13 protein-coding genes and 1 tRNA gene are annotated in these 17,645 nt (G+C 47.3%); 12 read left to right on the top strand and 2 right to left on the bottom strand.

All coding sequences use genetic code 11. The features are described 5' to 3' along the window. Positions 1–118: 118 nt before the first annotated feature. Positions 119–544 (top strand): SNARE domain-containing protein, encoded by a 426-nt coding sequence (locus tag BUB43_RS04165; protein ID WP_073178657.1) that lies wholly within the window; start codon positions 119–121, stop codon positions 542–544. Between the two features lie 83 nt (positions 545–627). Here BUB43_RS04165 and BUB43_RS04170 read toward each other — a convergent pair. After that, a tRNA-Glu gene (locus BUB43_RS04170) sits at positions 628–699 on the bottom strand. Positions 700–708: 9 nt separating this feature from the next. Then, on the bottom strand, positions 709–963 hold the full coding sequence (gene rpsT, locus BUB43_RS04175; protein WP_073178659.1) for a 30S ribosomal protein S20: 255 nt from the start codon (positions 961–963) through the stop codon (positions 709–711). 182 nt (positions 964–1,145) lie between these two features. On the opposite strand from rpsT, the gene BUB43_RS04185 reads away from it, so the two are divergent. The 11 genes from BUB43_RS04185 to bamA all read left to right on the top strand — a co-directional run bounded on the left by BUB43_RS04185 (position 1,146) and on the right by bamA (position 17,643). Further along, positions 1,146–2,867, top strand: a complete 1,722-nt coding sequence (locus BUB43_RS04185; protein WP_073178662.1) for a thiamine pyrophosphate-dependent enzyme — start codon at positions 1,146–1,148, stop codon at positions 2,865–2,867. 131 nt (positions 2,868–2,998) lie between these two features. Continuing rightward, complete coding sequence (gene topA, locus BUB43_RS04190; RefSeq protein WP_073178664.1) at positions 2,999–5,560, top strand: type I DNA topoisomerase; 2,562 nt, start codon at positions 2,999–3,001, stop codon at positions 5,558–5,560. Positions 5,561–5,566: 6 nt separating this feature from the next. Then, positions 5,567–6,640, top strand: coding sequence for an arginase family protein (locus tag BUB43_RS04195; protein ID WP_073178666.1), 1,074 nt, complete (start codon positions 5,567–5,569; stop codon positions 6,638–6,640). A gap of 6 nt (positions 6,641–6,646) precedes the next feature. After that, on the top strand, positions 6,647–7,636 hold the full coding sequence (locus BUB43_RS04200) for a glycosyltransferase family 2 protein (RefSeq protein WP_073178668.1): 990 nt from the start codon (positions 6,647–6,649) through the stop codon (positions 7,634–7,636). Between the two features lies 1 nt (position 7,637). Then, entirely contained in the window at positions 7,638–8,762 is a 1,125-nt protein-coding gene (locus tag BUB43_RS04205) for an EpsG family protein (RefSeq protein WP_073178669.1), read from the top strand. A gap of 3 nt (positions 8,763–8,765) precedes the next feature. Continuing rightward, on the top strand, positions 8,766–9,884 hold the full coding sequence (locus BUB43_RS04210; protein ID WP_073178671.1) for a glycosyltransferase family 4 protein: 1,119 nt from the start codon (positions 8,766–8,768) through the stop codon (positions 9,882–9,884). 23 nt (positions 9,885–9,907) lie between these two features. Then, on the top strand, positions 9,908–10,726 hold the full coding sequence (locus BUB43_RS04215) for a polysaccharide biosynthesis/export family protein (protein ID WP_073178673.1): 819 nt from the start codon (positions 9,908–9,910) through the stop codon (positions 10,724–10,726). A gap of 3 nt (positions 10,727–10,729) precedes the next feature. Then, on the top strand, positions 10,730–13,255 hold the full coding sequence (locus tag BUB43_RS04220; RefSeq protein WP_073178675.1) for an exopolysaccharide transport family protein: 2,526 nt from the start codon (positions 10,730–10,732) through the stop codon (positions 13,253–13,255). A 118-nt stretch (positions 13,256–13,373) separates the two neighbouring features. Continuing rightward, complete coding sequence (locus tag BUB43_RS04225) at positions 13,374–14,294, top strand: DUF6089 family protein (protein ID WP_073178677.1); 921 nt, start codon at positions 13,374–13,376, stop codon at positions 14,292–14,294. Between the two features lie 13 nt (positions 14,295–14,307). Further along, positions 14,308–15,063: a polyprenyl diphosphate synthase gene (gene uppS / locus BUB43_RS04230; RefSeq protein ID WP_073178679.1), complete on the top strand. Its 756-nt coding sequence runs from the start codon at positions 14,308–14,310 to the stop codon at positions 15,061–15,063. Between the two features lie 21 nt (positions 15,064–15,084). Beyond that, complete coding sequence (gene bamA, locus BUB43_RS04235) at positions 15,085–17,643, top strand: outer membrane protein assembly factor BamA (RefSeq protein ID WP_073178681.1); 2,559 nt, start codon at positions 15,085–15,087, stop codon at positions 17,641–17,643. Positions 17,644–17,645 lie beyond the last annotated feature (2 nt).

A 17,645-nucleotide genomic window follows, 5' to 3' on the forward strand; every position in this document is an offset into this window, starting at 1 on the left:
AATAACAAACCTGTGCAGGCATTTGCCTGCAGAGGCGCAGAAGTTCTTTTAGATTTTTAGCAGTTACACCTCCCACGAGTATTTTGCAGAAGTAGCCCAGAACGACTACAACCGTATTTTGGGCTATTCTAATGATGGAAGTGCAAATTCAGATTATTGGAAAAATCAACTTTCATTCTATCAGAAAAATATTGATGCTGCTAAACAAATGGTAGAGGAAAAAATTAGTGAGTTGGCAGGCAAGGGCGTCAATGTAGAGGAAATTGAAAAGCAGACCCAGTCCACCGATGAAAAGATTGAGGCCTTAGAAAAAGAATTAGAAAAACTCCCGGAAGTTAAGGCTAAATTGGTATCCAAATATACCGAAGAAAATCAGAAACAACTACTGGAAAATCAAAAATTGGATTATGTAAAAGAGCGGGCTGATGAGAATGCAAAATTGTTTGGTGCAGTTCCATCTTTTGAAGAAGAAAAGCTGGGAATCGCAGAAATTGAATTAGCGGAGGAAGTTGAGAATAAGGTAAGTTTTTCGAGGAGAAGGTAAATTGTAAAAAAATAAAAACAGGGACTTAATAGTCCCTATTTTAGTCCCTAACCTTGTAATCTATTGATTTATAGCGTTGTTTGTAGCCCGTAGGGGAATCGAACCCCTCTTGCAAGAATGAAAATCTTGAGTCCTAACCGATAGACGAACGGGCCATTTGCTAATTAAGCAAGTTTGTTTACATGCTTGCTCAGCTTGCTCTTTAGGTTGGCAGCCTTGTTTTTGTGGATGATGTTTTTCTTAGCCAGCTTGTCAAGAAGCGACATTACTTTCGGCAATTGTTCCTGCGCTACAGCTTTATCTTCCTCAAGGCGAAGCTTCTTCATCGCAGTTCTCGCCGTTTTGTGATAGTATCTGTTGCGAAGTCTTTTTGCTTCGTTCTGTCTGATTCTTTTAAGTGCTGATTTATGATTTGCCATTATCTTCTCTCAAATGTGCGTGCAAAGATACAGCTATTTTTTAAACCTGCAAATTTTCTTGATAAAAATCTCCAAAAAATTTTTTTTATGATTTTTTTGGCAAAACTTAGCAAGAAATTTGTTGCGTTAAAGGCGTGCAAATTTATGACTTTCCATGATATTATAATATAAAATCATTAAAAATGAATGTTTCTGACCAACTAGTCTTGATGCTGAAAGATGCCGGAGTAAAACGCATTTATGCTATTACCGGTGACAGTTTGAACCCTGTGAATGATGCCATCCGCAGAGATGGGGAAATAGAATGGATCCATGTACGGCACGAGGAAGCCGCGGCATACGCTGCCTCTATGGATGCGGAGCTGCACGGCATCGGCTGCTGTATGGGAAGCTCCGGCCCGGGGCATGTACACCTTGTAAATGGCTTGTACGATGCCAACCGCGCAGGTAATCCCGTTATTGCTATCGCCAGCACGGTGCCTACAGGGAAGGTGGGTACGGATTATTTCCAAGAAACCTTCCCGCAATTTCTTTTCGAAGGCTGCAGTAAATACAACCAGGCGGCCAATACTCCGCAGCAGTTCGTCACTATGTTTCAGCAGGCGATCCAGGTGGCGAAGAACGAGCGCGGCGTGGCGGTGGTATCCCTGCCGGGGGATGTGGCGGCTGCCTCGTACGATGAGGTGGTGACCTCCGAGCATACCTACCACCCCAAACCGCTGTACCGCCCTCAGGATAGTGAGCTCGCTGAGCTGGCAGCCATTTTAAACCAAAATGAAAAAATCGCCATATACGCCGGGTATGGCGCCAAAGATGCCGTGGGAGAGGTAGAGGCGCTTGTGGAAAAACTGCAGGCTCCATTGTCCTTCTCCTTCCGCGGGAAAATCTTCTTCGATAAAACCGAGAGCAAATACACCTGCGGTATGAACGGGCTTCTCGGCAACCCGGGAGGCTTTAAATCCCTGCACGATGCAGATGTGGTGCTTATGCTCGGTACCGATTTTCCTTATGCCGAGTTCGTCCCCCAGGATAATATTTTAATCCAGATTGATGCCAAGCCATCCCAAATTGGCCGCAGGGGCAAGGTAGACCACGGCTATGCTGGGGACATCAAAGATACAATCGCCGCTCTGCTGCCTTTGGTTCAACCAAAGGACGACTACAGCTTTGCAGAAAAATATCATAAAGAATATGTAAGAGAGCACGCCCACCACCGAGACAAAGTGAATAAGCAGACTAAAACAGACCACATCCACCCGGAAGCAGTAGCCGTGCTGCTAGACGATATGGCAGATGAGGATGCCATCTTCACTGTAGATGTAGGGATGACCTGCGTATGGGCGGCGAGGCTGCTCTCCCCGAAAAAGGGAAGATATATGACGAGCTCTATGAACCACGGCTCCATGGCGAGTGCGCTCCCGCAGGCTATCGGGGCTGCAGCATCTACAAAAAACAGGCAGGTCATCGCACTCTGCGGCGATGGAGGTCTCTCTATGTCTCTCAGCGAGCTGGCTACCGTGATGCAGTATCAGTATCCGATAAAAATCGTCGTGTTTAACAACCGCTCCCTCGGTATGGTAAAGCTGGAGATGGAGGTGCAAGGCTTTGTAGACTGGCAGACGGATATGGTAAACCCGCCGTTTGAAAAAGTGGCAGAACTTTTCAACATAAAAGGCTACGCCGTACGCGAGAGGGGCGAGCTGGACAGTACTATGAAGGAATTCCTGGCACACGAAGGGCCGGCACTGCTGCACATATACACCGATCCCGGTACCCTCGCTATGCCGCCGCAGGTGACATTTGATCAGGTAAAAGGCTTCGCGAAATCCGCCATCCGCAAGGTAGCCCTCGGCAGGTTCTCAGATGTCGGGGATATGGTAAAAGCAGGGCTCGACGCGCTATAAACATACATCGCAACATCAAAAAGCCGCCCCAATGCCGGGCGGTTTTTGTTTCTGTCTATAATATATTGACAAACTTCAATACAGTCTGTTTTGAAAAATCTTCTACTTTTGCAAAAATTTTCCAAGCCCTTATGCCTAAAAATTTAGTAATCGTAGAATCGCCGGCGAAAGCCAAAACCATCCAAAAATATCTCGGCAAAGATTTCGAAGTAAAATCAAGTTTCGGGCATATTCGCGATTTGCCGAAGAAAGGTATGGGTGTGAATTTGGCTACTTTCACGCCGGATTACGAAGTTTCTGCCGATAAGAAAAAGGTGGTTGCCGAGCTGAAGAACGCCGCCAAAAAAGCGGAAACCGTGTGGCTGGCTTCCGATGAAGACCGTGAAGGCGAGGCCATTGCCTGGCATCTTGCGCAGGAGCTGAATTTGGATGAGGATAGCACGAAACGCATTGTGTTTCACGAAATTACGAAAAATGCCATCCAGAAAGCGATCGAAAGCCCACGGACTATCAACAAAAATTTGGTGGATGCCCAGCAAGCAAGAAGGGTGCTGGATAGAATCGTAGGCTTCGAAATGTCGCCGGTTCTTTGGCGAAAAGTAAAAACCGGGCTTTCCGCAGGAAGGGTGCAGAGCGTGGCCGTTCGGCTGATTGTGGAAAGGGAGCAGGAAATCCGCAGCTTTAAACCGAAAGCGTCCTTCAAAGTGGAAGGCGTATTTCTGAACGAAGGCAGGCAGGAAATTTCTGCAAAACTTAAAAAAGATTTTTCGAAAGAAGATGATGCGGAAGATTTTCTGAAACAGGCTAAGCAGTTGGAATTCAGCGTTTTAAATGTTGAGAAAAAGCCAGGGAAGCGCTCTCCTTCCGCACCTTTCACCACCTCCACGCTGCAGCAGGAAGCCGGAAACCGGCTTGGCTACGGCGTAACGACCACGATGCGTGTAGCCCAGCGGCTTTACGAGGAAGGCTTCATCACCTATATGAGAACGGATTCAGTGAATCTTTCGCAGGAAGCGATTTCCGGTGCGAAGGCGCAAATTCTTGCGGAATACGGCGAGAAATATTCCAAGCCGAGAAATTTTACCACAAAATCTGCATCGGCACAGGAAGCGCACGAGGCAATTCGCCCAACGGATTTTTCCGTGAAAAACATTGGCGACGCCCAGCTCAACAAACTTTACCAGCTCATATACAAAAGGACGCTGGCTTCACAAATGGCGGAGGCTGAAATCGAGAAAACGGTGATCGAAATCGGTAATGAGAATTTACCGCAACACTTTGAGGCTCAGGGTGAAGTGATAGTTTTCGATGGCTTCCTGAAGGCCTACGGCATCTTCAAAAATGAGGATGATGAGGAAGCGGATGACAAGCTGCTGCCAAAAGTAAATAAGGGCGAAAAGCTGGACTACAAGAGAATTACAGCAACCGAGAAGTTCAGCAAGCCTGCGGCACGATACACTGAGCCAGGCCTTGTGAAGAAACTTGAGGAGCTAGGGATTGGCCGGCCTTCCACCTATGCGCCCACCATCCAAACCATTCAAAACAGAGGCTATGTAGAAAAGCCAGAAATCTTTCCACAGCAGCGCGAAATCCTGAAAATGTCCTTGGAAAAAAATTCGGAAATCAAAAAGGAAATTTTGACGGAAAATTTCGGAGGCGATAAAAATAAATTTGTGCCTACTGATATTGGTGAAGTGGTGAATGAATTTCTCACGAATAATTTTACCGAAATCCTGGATTACGGTTTTACCGCAAGGGTTGAGGAAAATTTTGACGAAATTGCCAATGGCTCGGAACAATGGCGCGAGGTTTTGGGCGGGTTTTACGAGAAATTCCACCCAAAAATTACGGAAGTTCAGGAAAATGCTGAAAGAGCAACCGGCGAAAGAATTCTGGGCAAAGACCCTAAAACCGGCAAAACCGTGCTGGCACGAATCGGCAGGTATGGCCCGATGATTCAGATTGGTGAGACGGATGCTGAGGAAAAGCCGGCGTTTGCATCGCTGCTTCCAAATCAGAATATTGCCACGATTTCCCTGGATGAAGCCTTGGATTTGTTCAAGATTCCGTTTGACTTGCAAGACTTTGAGGGCCAATCAGTTAGCGTAGGTGTTGGCAGGTATGGCCCTTATGTAAAATGGGGGGATTCGTACATTTCTTTGGGGCGAGGCACCAACCCTTTCAGCGTGGATCAGGAAAAGGCCGAGGAAGTCATCCGCCAAAAAATCGAGGCGGATAAACCGGTGGCGTTTTATGATGGTGAGCCGGTGACCAAAGGTGTGGGAAGGTTTGGCCCGTTTTTGAAATTTAAGGATTTGTTTGTAAATGTACCGAAAAAATATGATTTCGATAATTTGTCTCAAGAGGAAATTAACGAGTTAATTTCGGCGAAAATCGAGAAGGAGGCAAACCGCTACATTCAGAATTGGGAGGATGAAAAAATTGCGATTGAGAACGGAAGGTGGGGGCCTTTCATCCGTTTTGGAAAAAAAATGCTAAAAATTCCGAAGAACAGCAGCGGCGAAAAATACAGCGCGGAAGAACTGAAAAGCATTCCGCTGGATGAAGTGAAAAACTGGATTAAAGCACAGGACGACACGGCCTTCAAGGAAAAGAAGCCGGCCAAAAAAACTGCGGCAAAAAAGTCCCCTGCTAAAAAAGCTTCTCCCAAAAAACCTGCTGCAAAAAAATAACAGAATATGAATTTTTCTGATGTTTTAATACCGGCATCCGGAATCAGCGCGGAACAGTGGCAATTGGGATACAGAATCTCAAAGGAGCTGCATCCCGGCGGCGTGGCGCTTATCTTCGCTTCGGATTTCCGCGGCGCAGGGCTTGGCGGCGGGCTGTGCAACTTCTCCACCGTTCGGGAAAATCTCTACAGGCTCTCGTGCGCGGATTTCGAAATTCCCATCTCCGATCTGGGAGACCTCCGCACCGGGCAGTCTTCAGAAGATACGCATTACATCCTTCAGGAAGTGCTTCTCACCTGTATTCGCCAAAAAGCTCTGCCGGTGATCGTCGGCGGGTCGGAGGATTTGTCTTACCCGCTCTGCAAGGCGGTTTGCAGCATCAGGGAAGAAACTTCCTACACGCACATCAGCAGTAAGGTTTCACTTAAGGCAGAGGATGGGATGCTTTCCTCGGGTAATTTTTTTCACAGAATTCTGGGTGGTAAGGAGTTTTCGCTGAAGAATGTGCATTTGCTGGGGCTGCAGTCTTATCTGAACGATTGGGAGTCTGTGGCATTGCTTGCGGACATCGGGGTGGATGCCGTAAGGCTTTCGGAAATGGCGGGCAGCCCTGAACGCTGCGAGCCCTACTTCCGGCGTGCAGATCTGGTAACCATCAGCTGCGATGCCGTGGAGAGTTTTTGCGGAGAATTTTCCATCCATCCTCAGGTAAACGGGCTGGGCAGAAGGGAGGTCTGCGCCTATATGAAAGAGGCGGGGCTGAGCGAAAACCTGAAGGCTGCGGGCGTTTTCAATTTTAATTTCTTTTCGGAAAACACTCTGAATCATCAGCTCTTGGCGCAGATGATCTGGCATTTGATCGAAGGTATCAACATACGGCGCACGCATCCTCAGGAGAAAAATTTCGAGACCTATTATGTGCTGGCCGGGGATAATGAATACGCCTTTCACAAGGAGGTTTTCTCCGGGCTGTGGTATTTCGGGAATTCCAGGGACGAGGGGCAGTGGCTGCCCTGCTCCCGGATGGATTTTGAGGATGCGAAGCGGGGATTTATAAAGCCGAAATTTTTGGAAAAATAAACCTTTATGAAAAAAGTTTCCGTGATTGTCCCGGTTTACAATACCGAAAGGTATTTGAGAAAGTGCCTGGAATCCCTTGTCAATCAGACGATTGACAGTATCGAAATCATCGTGGTGAATGATGGCAGCAAGGATGATTCGCAGGAAATCATTGATGAGTTTGCGGGAAGGTTTCCTGAGAAAATTCTAGCTTTCAAAAAGGAAAACGGAGGGCTGAGCGATGCGCGGAATTTCGGCTTGGAAAAGGCTTCCGGCGAATTCATCGGTTTTGTGGATTCCGATGATTTGGTGGAGGAGGAAATGTTCGCGGAAATGTATGGGCTGGCGAAAAAGCACCAGGCGGAGATGGTGATTTGCAATCTGCAAAAAGTAAATGAAGCGGGAAAAGTGACGCAGAAGCTTACCCAAATCCCCAATATGCCGGAGAAAATAGAGCTGGGGAAAAACTTTTCCGTATTCTCGGACTTAAGCTATTTCGCGTGCAACAAACTTTTCCGCAGGGAGCTCTTCGAGGAAAGGAGGTTTAAAAAAGGCGTTCATTTTGAGGATATCCAGCTGGTGCCACAGTTGTTGCTGGAATGCAAAGTTTTAGCGCAGACTCAGAATTATCATTACCAATATTTTGAGCGTTTAGGTTCCATTACCAAAACTCATAATGCTCGTGGGCTGGATATCCTTCGTGCGGTGGAAGATGTGGAGGAGGCTTTTCGCAGATCGGGATTCCGCGGCAGGCAGGCGGAGCTGAAGAATTTCCAGATCCTGGAGGGTGTTTATACCTATCTTGCCTATCTCGCCTTTGTGAAAGATGAGGTGCTTTACAGAAAGATGTCCGCACGGCTGAAGCTTTTTATGAAGCAAAGAAATATTAAGGTTTCAGAGGTTTTGAGGTACAGAAGGTTCGGAAAAAATTATCTTCTATCTTTGCCGCTGAGAAAGCAAGCTTATTATCTGCTCTATTTTCTGGGGCAGGAAAATCTTCTCAGAAAGATAGTGTAGTATGCAGATCTTACACCCGGTTTTTACGGTTTCCGTGCTGTTTATGATGGCCTTCAGCGTTATGGAAGGCTATCAGAACCAGTATAAAAACTATAAGGAAGCATGGTTTGTAATCATGGCGCTGATACTATTTTCGGGATTCCGGATGAATGCGGGGGCGGATTATGGCAGCTATACCAATATGTATCAGTATTACGGCCTTACGGCTACCTATCCACAGATATTGGAGGGTGCCACATTTAGGACCACCGATATTGAGGTAGAGTGGCTCTTCGTTTTGATAGGGAAGGTGTTTTTTGATTTGGGAATGCCTTTTCATTATTTCTCATTTTTCATAGCGATTATTTCCATTATTCCTAAATTTTACAGTTTTCAAAAGAATTCCGTATACCCGGCTCTATCCTGGTTGCTGTATATGTTCCCACAGTATTTTACCTCCGATGCGGGGCAGATACGGCAGGGCGTAGCCATGGGGCTGGTATTTCTGTCCCTGGAGTTTATAAAGCAGCGCAGGCTGATTCCTTTTCTCATCGTCATCTACCTCTCTATGAGTTTCCATAAATCGTCTGTGATTTTCATCCCCGCCTATTGGTTTGTGCGGTATAATTTTAACAGCAGGTCTATTCTTACCGTCATCCTGATCTGTATGGCGCTTTCGCCTCTGAAAATTTTCAATTATATGGACTTCCTCAACAGTGTGGCACCGGAGGAAATTTATGCCGGCTATACGGATTATATTGCGCTTCAGCACAGTAGGGGCGGTGTGATGTTTACGGACCTGCTCTGCCTGCTGTATACCTACTTTCTTGTAATGTACGACAAGCAGGCGTGTGCCAAAATACCATACTACGAATACGGGCGAAACCTTACTGTTGCGGGTATTTGTATTTACTTCATTATGCGCGGCAGCCCTATCTTCTCTTCCAGGCTTACCTCGATATATCTGGTCTTCAGCGCGATAGCTTTGCCAAACGCGGTAGCCGCTGTAGGCAATCTTCAGATGCGCAGATATCTGTATACAACTTTGCTGGCTTTTGTGGTATTCTACTATTTTGTTTATGCAGAAATGCAGGCGGATAAGGCGAACTACACGCCGGGCAGCTATCGTAATTTCATTTGGAGTTAAAAAATGCAAAGCTTAGATATACTTCTGGAGAGTGGCGGTATGGAGGCTTTTATAATAAAGCTTTTAATATCCGTGCTTTCCTCGTTTTTGATCAGTTTTTACACTATCCCCACCATCATAAAGATTTCCCGGCGGAAAAACCTTATGGATGAACCGGGGCTGCGCAGCTCCCATGTGAGGAAGATCCCCAACCTGGGGGGCATCGCCATAGTGTATGCGATATGCATCAGCGGGAGTATATTTGCCTTCGAGCTTTTCCATAGCTTTAAGTTTCTTTTTGCTTCCATCATCATACTTCTTTTCATTGGGGTGATGGATGATATCGTGGTAATGCGCGCCTACAAGAAATTGATAGCTCAGCTTGTGGTTTCCGCGCTGATAGTATTGGGGTCAGATGTGCGGATCAGGAGTTTTTTCGGGCTTTTCGGGGTGAATGAGCTCCCGTACCTGCTAAGCGTATTTTTCTCAGTCGCCGTCTTTGTGGCGATAATTAATGCCTTTAACCTGATAGACGGGATAGATGGTCTTTCAGGCTCCTATGCCGTTCTGTGCTGCCTTTTCTTCGGCATAAGTTTTTTCCGTTTAGGGCAGCCGCTATTCCCGCTGGTTATTTTTTGTGCTGTAATTATTGGCGCGGTTTCCGCATTCCTATACTATAACCTCTCCAACCGGCGCTCCAAAAAGATATTTATGGGGGATACGGGCTCTATGGTTTTGGGCTTTTTACTTGCCTTTACCGCTGTAAATTTCATTGATATTTTCATAAAGAAAGACCTGCCCGGCGCGCCAAATTACCACCTTCAGACAGCGCCTGTAATAGCAGTAGCCATCCTTATTCTTCCAATTATCGATACCCTCACCGTGATGCTCAAGAGGCTGAGGGAGGGCAAGGGGCTGTTCGAGCCGGATAGAAACCACATCCACCACAAAATGCTCAGGCTGGGCTTTACGCACCGCCGCTCCACATTCTACATCATTTTATATTACCTTTCGATAGTTGGGCTTACCTATTTGCTGCGGCATATGAATGTGAATTTGCTTCTGATGATAATACTTGCTTTAGGTTTCATTGGAGCTTACCTGCCAGAGATAGCTTTAAAGCTGAGAAAAAAAAATTCTTAATTTTGCTAAATTTTTAAAACCAGATGAGAAAGTTTTTCCTCATTGCCATATTTTCCATACTTGCCACCTCGTGCATCACGCAGCGCGAGGTACGGTATTTTCAGCCAAGCGAAAGCCTGCAGATCAACGAGGAGGGGCTGATTCCATACAATTACCAGCCTTACAGGATCACGAAGAACGACATTTTAAATCTCCATATCGTTACTACGCCGAAAGGCGATGCGGCTCAGTTTTACTCCGATCTGAATACAAAGACGCCTACCGGTACCGGAAATGTCTCAGGAGAAAGCACCAACGCACGACAGTATTATAATGGCCTGAAGGTAGATTTCAACGGGGATATCCATGTATTCGGAATCGGATATATCAAGGCCGAGGGGCGCACCCTGCAGGAGGTGAGCCAGGAAATCCAGGAGAGAGTAGATGAGAATTTCTTGGAAGGCAAATCCGAAGTACGCCTCACCACAGACGGCATTACCTATTACATCCTTGGCGATGTGGAAACTACAGGGCTCACCGGCGCTAAAAAGTCTTACAAAAATACACTGAATCTTTCGGAAGCGCTGGCGACAGAGGGCGGACTAAACAGGAGCGTGGACCGTAAGAACATAGTGATCCACCGCAAATATCCGGAGGGCATAAAAATAGTCCATCTGGATCTTACCCGGGAGGACGCGATGAATTCCCCCTACTACTGGCTACAGAACGGGGATGAAATCTACCTCAGCACACGCGGTAAAAACCTGAACGGATTCGGTGCTACCCCTATGCAGACTCTTACGCAAGGTGTATCTATATTAACTACTTTAATGTCCATCTACCTCATTCTTGACAGGCTCTAATATATGATACCAGATAAAATCGGCAATACAAACGCCGCTACGGGCGATGCAGCGCAGGAGAATGAGAGAGTAGGGAGTTTCCCGCTTTTTGATGTACGGCATTTCTTCAGCAGAATTATAAAAAACTGGTACTGGTTCGTGCTGATGGGCGTGCTCGGATACCTTATCTCCCAATATTACAGCCGCTATTACGCGCAGAGGATTTATGCATCCAGCCTCTCGCTCAGTATCTCCAACACTACTGCCAGCTACTTCACGCCGAATCAGTCCATCAACTTTATTTGGGGGCAAAATTCCAACCGGGATGGAGTTTTTTTAAAGAAAATGCTCCTCTCGCGCAGCCATAATGAGTATCTGGTAAAGGAGCTGGATCTTTTCTACAACTATACCACAAAAGGGACACTGAAATCCACCTATCTCGACTGGTCGGATTCCCCCGTAAACATAGAAATAGATAAAAGCCACCTGCAGCAGACGGGCTACCCCATCACCCTAAAACCGGCGGGCGACGGGAAGTACCGTGTGGAACTGCCAAAAGAAGGACACTCTACCAGGCTCTACAGCTACCTTACAGAATCGTTTGTAAGCGTACCCGCCTACGGGCAGCCTCAGAGCAAAGTTCTGAGAATAGGGCAGTGGTACGAAAGCCCCAATTTGAAATTCAGGCTGGTAAATAATCCTCTGCCCGAAGCAAAAACAATGTCGCTCGATAATGTGATTGTCACCCTTTCCACGGTGAACGATGCCGTGAACGAAATAGTGCGGAATATCAGTGTAGATTTCGACAAGGAGCTGCCGAGCGTAATGATTATCACAAAAAAAGGATACAACCTCAACGGTACGGTAAACTTCCTAAATACCACGGTGGAAAAACTGATAGAAAAAAGAGCTATCGATAAAGGGGTTGTAGATGAAAACACCAATAAATACATCGAGGAAAATCTGGTAATCGCACGCAGGCGGCTGGACAGCGCCGCGAGTGTAATGAACAACTTACGCGTGAACGAGCGCCTTTTTGATATCAACAACAAAGACCAGAAAATGTTGGAGGAAATCAACTCTCTGGAGAAGCAGAAGGCAGAGCTCCTCAACCAAATCTCGGCGCTGAACAATATTACCAGAACCTTAAACCGGGCGGATTTTGATAACATCATCGCTCAGGAAGCCGCGGGGATAAGCGATGCGAAGATCTCATTCTCCGTAGATGAGCTAAAGGAACTTTATAAAAAACGCCGAGAAATGGCGACCATCTACACCCCGCAGTCTGAACCGATGCGCGAAATCAACCGGCTGATTGCAGAGGCGCGAGGGAAATCTACGGGGACGCTTCGGAATTATAACGATAGCTTCGTCAGGCAGCTGAACGACATTAACGCAAAAATCCGCAATGCGGAAAGTGTGCTGAACAACTTCCCGGAGAAAGAAAGAAAGTACCTGGACGCAGAGCGCGGCTACAAGATGATTGAAGCAAGCTACAACAGCCTGCTCAACAGGCAGAACGAAACACAGCTGAGGGTGGCGGGGGCAAAGAGCGATCTCGTGATAATAGACCCGGCGAAGAATCTCAGCCAGGGCCCCATCGCTCCGGATATTAAGAAGACGCAGAATATGATCATGGGAGGCCTACTCTTCCTCCCCCTACTCTTCATCGGTGCGGCGGAGCTTCTGGATAACAGGGTTCGACGCCCTAAAGAGGTGATGGCAGCCACGAAAATTCCGCTGCTGGGAATCATCGGCAGGAATAATCATGAAAACAATCTCTCGGTAATAGAGCAGCCCAAATCCAATGTAGCAGAAGCTTTCCGAGGCGTGCGCGCCAATATGAACTTCCTCTACACGGACGACGGTAAAAGTAAGGTGATACTTGTAACCTCCTCCACCAGCGGAGAGGGGAAGACTTACAACTCTATCAACATTGCTTCCGTGCTGGCGCTCAGCGGGAAAAAGACCATCCTGCTCGGTATGGATTTAAGAAAACCGAAAATCTTTGATGATTTCAAGGTTGATAAAAAGGTTGGGCTTTCCAACTACCTGTCTGGGGAGCTTTCCCTACACGATATCATTAAAACCACAAAAGTGCCCACGCTACATTTGGCAACGGCAGGGCCCGTCCCGCCAAATCCTTCCGAACTGCTGATGAGCGAAAGAAATAGAGAACTCATCGGCGAACTCAGAAATCTCTATGATTTCATTATAATCGACTCGCCGCCGGTGGGCCTCGTGGCAGACTCTTTTGAGCTGATGAAATATTCTGACGCCAATATCTACATCGTACGCCATGAATATACTGAAAAGTATATGCTAAAAATGATAGCAGAAAAATATCAGAAAAAAGAAGTGGAACACATAGGCTTGATTTACAATGATTTCATAAATCCGAAAGGCTACGGTTATGGCTACGGCTACGGTTATGGCTACGGCTACGGCTACGGCTATGGCTATGGTTATTTCGACGAAGATAAAAACTTCAAGGAGCCTTGGTACATCCGCGTGCGCAACAAGGTTCAAAGCCTTACCAGCCGGAAGTAGATTAAAAGCCGCCACACCCCAGAGGCGGTTTTTGTTTTTTTTAATATTTTCACCCGCCTTTTAACAGCTTATTATGATAAACGCTAAGGATATTTTGTTTTATATTTGCACATTGTAAATGAAAGCACCGGGCATTCTTTTCCGAATATTTTGCTGCATCACCCTGTTCATCGGCATCAGGCTGGGGGCGCAGCGCAATTATGTGGGCGTACGCGCAGGGATGGCGAATCTCGTGGGCGATGTCGGCCGTACCGCGTTTCTTTTCCAAAAACCAATGAATGTGTCCGAATTCGGGCTACCGGTGCAGTTTGAGCTGAGCTATGGAAAAAACTTCAACCCTTACCAAACCCTCCGGGCGGATTTCTCGATATCGCATGTTCAGTTCAGCGACCTTAGGTCAAAAGAAGATTACCGCCATATGCGCGGCGCCGGCGGCACCAACACCGTTTATGCACTGGATGTAATGTTTGAATACAACTTCCTCCCGGTAAACCTTGAGGACGACAGAGTGCTGAGCCCTTATATCTTCGGCGGGCTGGGCCCGATGGCTTATTCCAACAAGAGGGTGACGATAAAAGAAGCTAATAGCAGGCTTAAAGAGGGGAGAATCGTCTCAACAATTGTTGCGGAAGATGAGCTTTTTAAAGATTTCAAGCTTTCAATACCTTTCGGGGCAGGGCTTAGGTATAAGTTTAATATGAACTGGGCTATCACCGGGGAGCTGAAATTTCGGTATACCAATAGCGACAGTGTAGATTACAGCAGGTTGTCCGGCAAAAACATTCACCTGAAAAGCATACGCCGAGAGGAAGGAAACCCTACCGATGCCTCTGTTTTGAGACAGCCTCAGGGCAACAATTTGATCTATGACCCCGCCAAGCTGGGGAATAAATTTTCTCACGATGAAATTTATAACGCCCTGGAAGTCCAAAAAAACAAGTACATATCGGAGGAAAATTTTGGCAACCTCCACGATAAAGACTGGATAAACGCCATCACGCTCGGCATCACCTACTATTTCGGTTGGCCGCATTATTAATTTTTTAGTTTGAATGGCTCCGACATATAAAAATCTTATCAGTTCCGAAAAACTGCCGCGGCATGTCGCCATCATTATGGACGGCAACGGCCGCTGGGCAAGATCCAAGGGGGAGGAGCGCACCTTCGGCCACAGGAGCGCCATAGATGCCGTGCGCAACGCTATTAACGCCTGCAACGAGGTCGGGATACCTTACCTTACCCTTTATACCTTCTCCACGGAAAACTGGCAGCGCCCTGCGGATGAGGTGGATACGCTGATGAGCCTCCTCTCGGAAACCCTCCTTTACGAGGCGGATCATATGTTCAGCAAGGGCTTGAAGCTGCATACCATCGGCGATATCAGCAGGCTGCCCGCGCAGGTGCAGGAGCATATCGAAAGCATTAAGAATTATACCAAAAATGGCACCCGAGGGAACCTGATACTCGCCCTGAACTACGGTGCCCAGAGGGAAATCCTGAATGCAGTGCAGGAAATCTCCGCCAAGGTAAAATCCGGGGAGATCTCGCCTGGGAACATTGATGAAGAAGTCTTCGCGGCACATCTTTACACAAAAGATTTTCCGCCGGTGGATCTGCTCATCCGCACCAGCGGGGAAGTCCGCGTCAGCAATTTTTTGCTTTGGCAAATCGCCTATGCAGAAATGCAGTTCCTCGATGTTCTCTGGCCGGATTTTACGAAGGAAGATTTTTTTAAGTGCATAGTGGATTACCAGTCAAAAGAAAGACGGTTCGGGAAAACCAGCGAGCAGCTGAACGACACCGTTTAAAATAAAGAAGAAGATAAAAAGATGAGACTAAAGTTCTTGCCGGTATTGCTGTTTGCGGCATCTGCGCATTTCTATGCGCAGGAAGTGCCTATGCAGGGCGCCGCCACTGCTGCAGTGGAGCAGCGCGTTATGGAGCCGGGGACCTACATTTTGAAAGACATCGTGGTGGATGGCGCGAAACGCTATAGTGCTGCGCAGATCCTCCGCTTTACGGGGCTTAATAAAAACGAAGAAGTAGAAATCCCGGGCATAAAAATCAGCAACGCGATAAAAAAACTCTGGGCTACGGAAAACTTTTCCGAAGTGCAGGTATTCGTGCAGAGTGCTGAAGGGAATCAGGTGGTGCTGAGATTTAATCTCCAGGATCTGAAGGAACTGGGCGATGTGAAAGTAACGGGCAAAGGCATCAGCAAATCGAAAGGGGAAAAAATTGCCAAGGATAATAACCTGACCCCGGGGACTAAGATTACCAATAATTTAGTCACCTCTGTAAAGCACAAAATCCCGCAGGAATATGTGAAGAAAGGCTTCGCCGATGCGCGGGTACTCATCCACGACAAGCCGAATGCAGGCGACCCGAACCTGGTGGACTGGACAATAGAGGTGGAGAGAGGGAAGCGCGTGAAGATTGCCAGCATAGATTTCGAGGGAAATGAAAATTTCAGCGATAAAAAACTCCGCCAGAAGGGGTTTAAAGACACAAAGCAGAAAGGGCTGAGCTTCCGGAGAATATTCAAGCCGTCCAGATTCATTGAAGATAAATATGAAGCCGATAAAAAGAAACTCATCAGTTTCTACCAATCTGAAGGGTATCGGGATGCGCGCATCATTTCCGATTCTGTGAGTCGGAACGCCAACAATCAGTATGAAATCAATGTAAAACTGAACGAGGGGCAGAAGTATTACATCGGCGACATCACTTTCTCGGGGAATGTCACCTATTCTACGGAGGTCCTCCAGAAGATTCTGGGCTATAAACCCGGCGATGTGTACGATGCGGTAGGCTTTAACAAAAAAGTGGGAGAGGATGGCGGAAAAGAAGATGATTCGGACATAAAGTCCCTTTACCTGAACAATGGTTTCCTTTTCGCCAGCGTAATCCCGGTGGAAAAGTCCGTAGAAGGGGATAAGGTGAATCTTGAAATCAGAATTACCGAAGGCGAAAAGGCCACCTGGAACCGCGTAACCTGGTCGGGAAATACGGTGACGCATGACCATGTTATCAACCGCTCCATCTACACCCGCCCGGGCAATCTTTTCTCCAAGCAGGACATTAAACGGACCTACTACACGCTTGCGGGGATGCAGTACTTCGATCCTCAGCAAATCGGGCAGGACATCAAGCCAAATCCGCAGGACAATACCGTGGATATCCACTGGTCTCTCGTGGAAAAAGGATCCTCGCAGGTGCAGCTCCAGGCGGGCTACGGCGGGGGCTCGTTTATCGGTACGCTGGGGCTGACTTTCAATAACTTCTCCCTGAGCAATTTCCTTAAATTTAAAAATTTTAAGCCGGTGCCGCAGGGTGACGGACAGACTTTCTCCATACAGGCGCAGGCTGGGCAGTATTTCCAGAACTATGGTATTTCTTTTACAGAACCTTGGCTTTACGGGAAAAGGCCTACCGCGCTCTCTATAAGTACCAACTACTCTCGGGTGAGGTACCCTGCATCTTGGGATAGTACGAACCATATGCCTATGAAGCTGCAGATATTCAATGTCTCTGCCGGGCTGAACAATCAGCTTTCCTGGCCGGATAATTGGTTCTCCGTGTACACAGGTCTGCAGTACCAAAACTATAATTTCCAGAATTACGGTTTTATGTTCGGGGATACCAGGGAGTACAACGGGAATACCAACAACTTCTCTATCAACCTTGGCATCAGCCGGAATTCTGCCGGCTTCGACCCTATCTTCCCTACCCAGGGTTCCAACTTTGATCTTTCATTGAAGTTTACCCCGCCGTATTCTCTGTTTGAAAATAAAGATTACTCAGCAATGCCGCCGGTGGAGAAGTACAGATGGATGGAGTTTTACAAAGTGAAATTCCGCGCGGAAACTTTCAATACCATCGTGGGTAAGCTCGTCCTCCGTAGCTATGCGGATATGGGCTTTATGTCGGGCTATAATGAAAAGCTTGGCGCCCCGCCTTTCGAGAGATTCTATATGGGTGGTACCGCGCTCTACAACGGCCGCTACGACGGGCGCGAGCTCATCCCCCTCCGCGGCTACGAAAACGCCTCCGAGAACGGCTACAGCAGCGCGGCAACCTATGACATCACGCCATATGGCGGCGGTACCATTTACAACCGGTTTGTTGGCGAGCTCCGCTACCCGATTTCTCTGAACAATACCGCCAAAATCTTCGGGCTTGGTTTTGTGGAAGGCGGGAATGTCTGGAATAAATGGAGCAACTACAATCCATTCCAGCTGAAGCGCTCCGCAGGCTTTGGCGTGCGGGTGTATATGGGGGCCTTCGGCCTCATCGGTTTCGATTTTGCATACGGATTCGATAAGGCGCTAGGCACTCAGGAAGCTTCCGGATGGAAAACTCACTTCCTGATGAATCAGTCACTTTAATT

It is taken from the genome of Cruoricaptor ignavus (assembly GCF_900141665.1).
In the GTDB taxonomy this organism is placed as follows: domain Bacteria; phylum Bacteroidota; class Bacteroidia; order Flavobacteriales; family Weeksellaceae; genus Cruoricaptor; species Cruoricaptor ignavus.

Coding starts and splice junctions, on each gene's coding strand:
- BUB43_RS04220 (WP_073178675.1), top strand. CDS start 10,730: ATGATACCAGATAAAATCGGCAATACAAACGCCGCTACGGGCGATGCA.
- BUB43_RS04210 (WP_073178671.1), top strand. CDS start 8,766: ATGCAAAGCTTAGATATACTTCTGGAGAGTGGCGGTATGGAGGCTTTT.
- BUB43_RS04215 (WP_073178673.1), top strand. CDS start 9,908: ATGAGAAAGTTTTTCCTCATTGCCATATTTTCCATACTTGCCACCTCG.
- rpsT (WP_073178659.1), bottom strand. CDS start 963: ATGGCAAATCATAAATCAGCACTTAAAAGAATCAGACAGAACGAAGCA.
- bamA (WP_073178681.1), top strand. CDS start 15,085: ATGAGACTAAAGTTCTTGCCGGTATTGCTGTTTGCGGCATCTGCGCAT.
- BUB43_RS04195 (WP_073178666.1), top strand. CDS start 5,567: ATGAATTTTTCTGATGTTTTAATACCGGCATCCGGAATCAGCGCGGAA.
- BUB43_RS04225 (WP_073178677.1), top strand. CDS start 13,374: ATGAAAGCACCGGGCATTCTTTTCCGAATATTTTGCTGCATCACCCTG.
- topA (WP_073178664.1), top strand. CDS start 2,999: ATGCCTAAAAATTTAGTAATCGTAGAATCGCCGGCGAAAGCCAAAACC.
- BUB43_RS04185 (WP_073178662.1), top strand. CDS start 1,146: ATGAATGTTTCTGACCAACTAGTCTTGATGCTGAAAGATGCCGGAGTA.
- BUB43_RS04200 (WP_073178668.1), top strand. CDS start 6,647: ATGAAAAAAGTTTCCGTGATTGTCCCGGTTTACAATACCGAAAGGTAT.
- uppS (WP_073178679.1), top strand. CDS start 14,308: ATGGCTCCGACATATAAAAATCTTATCAGTTCCGAAAAACTGCCGCGG.
- BUB43_RS04205 (WP_073178669.1), top strand. CDS start 7,638: ATGCAGATCTTACACCCGGTTTTTACGGTTTCCGTGCTGTTTATGATG.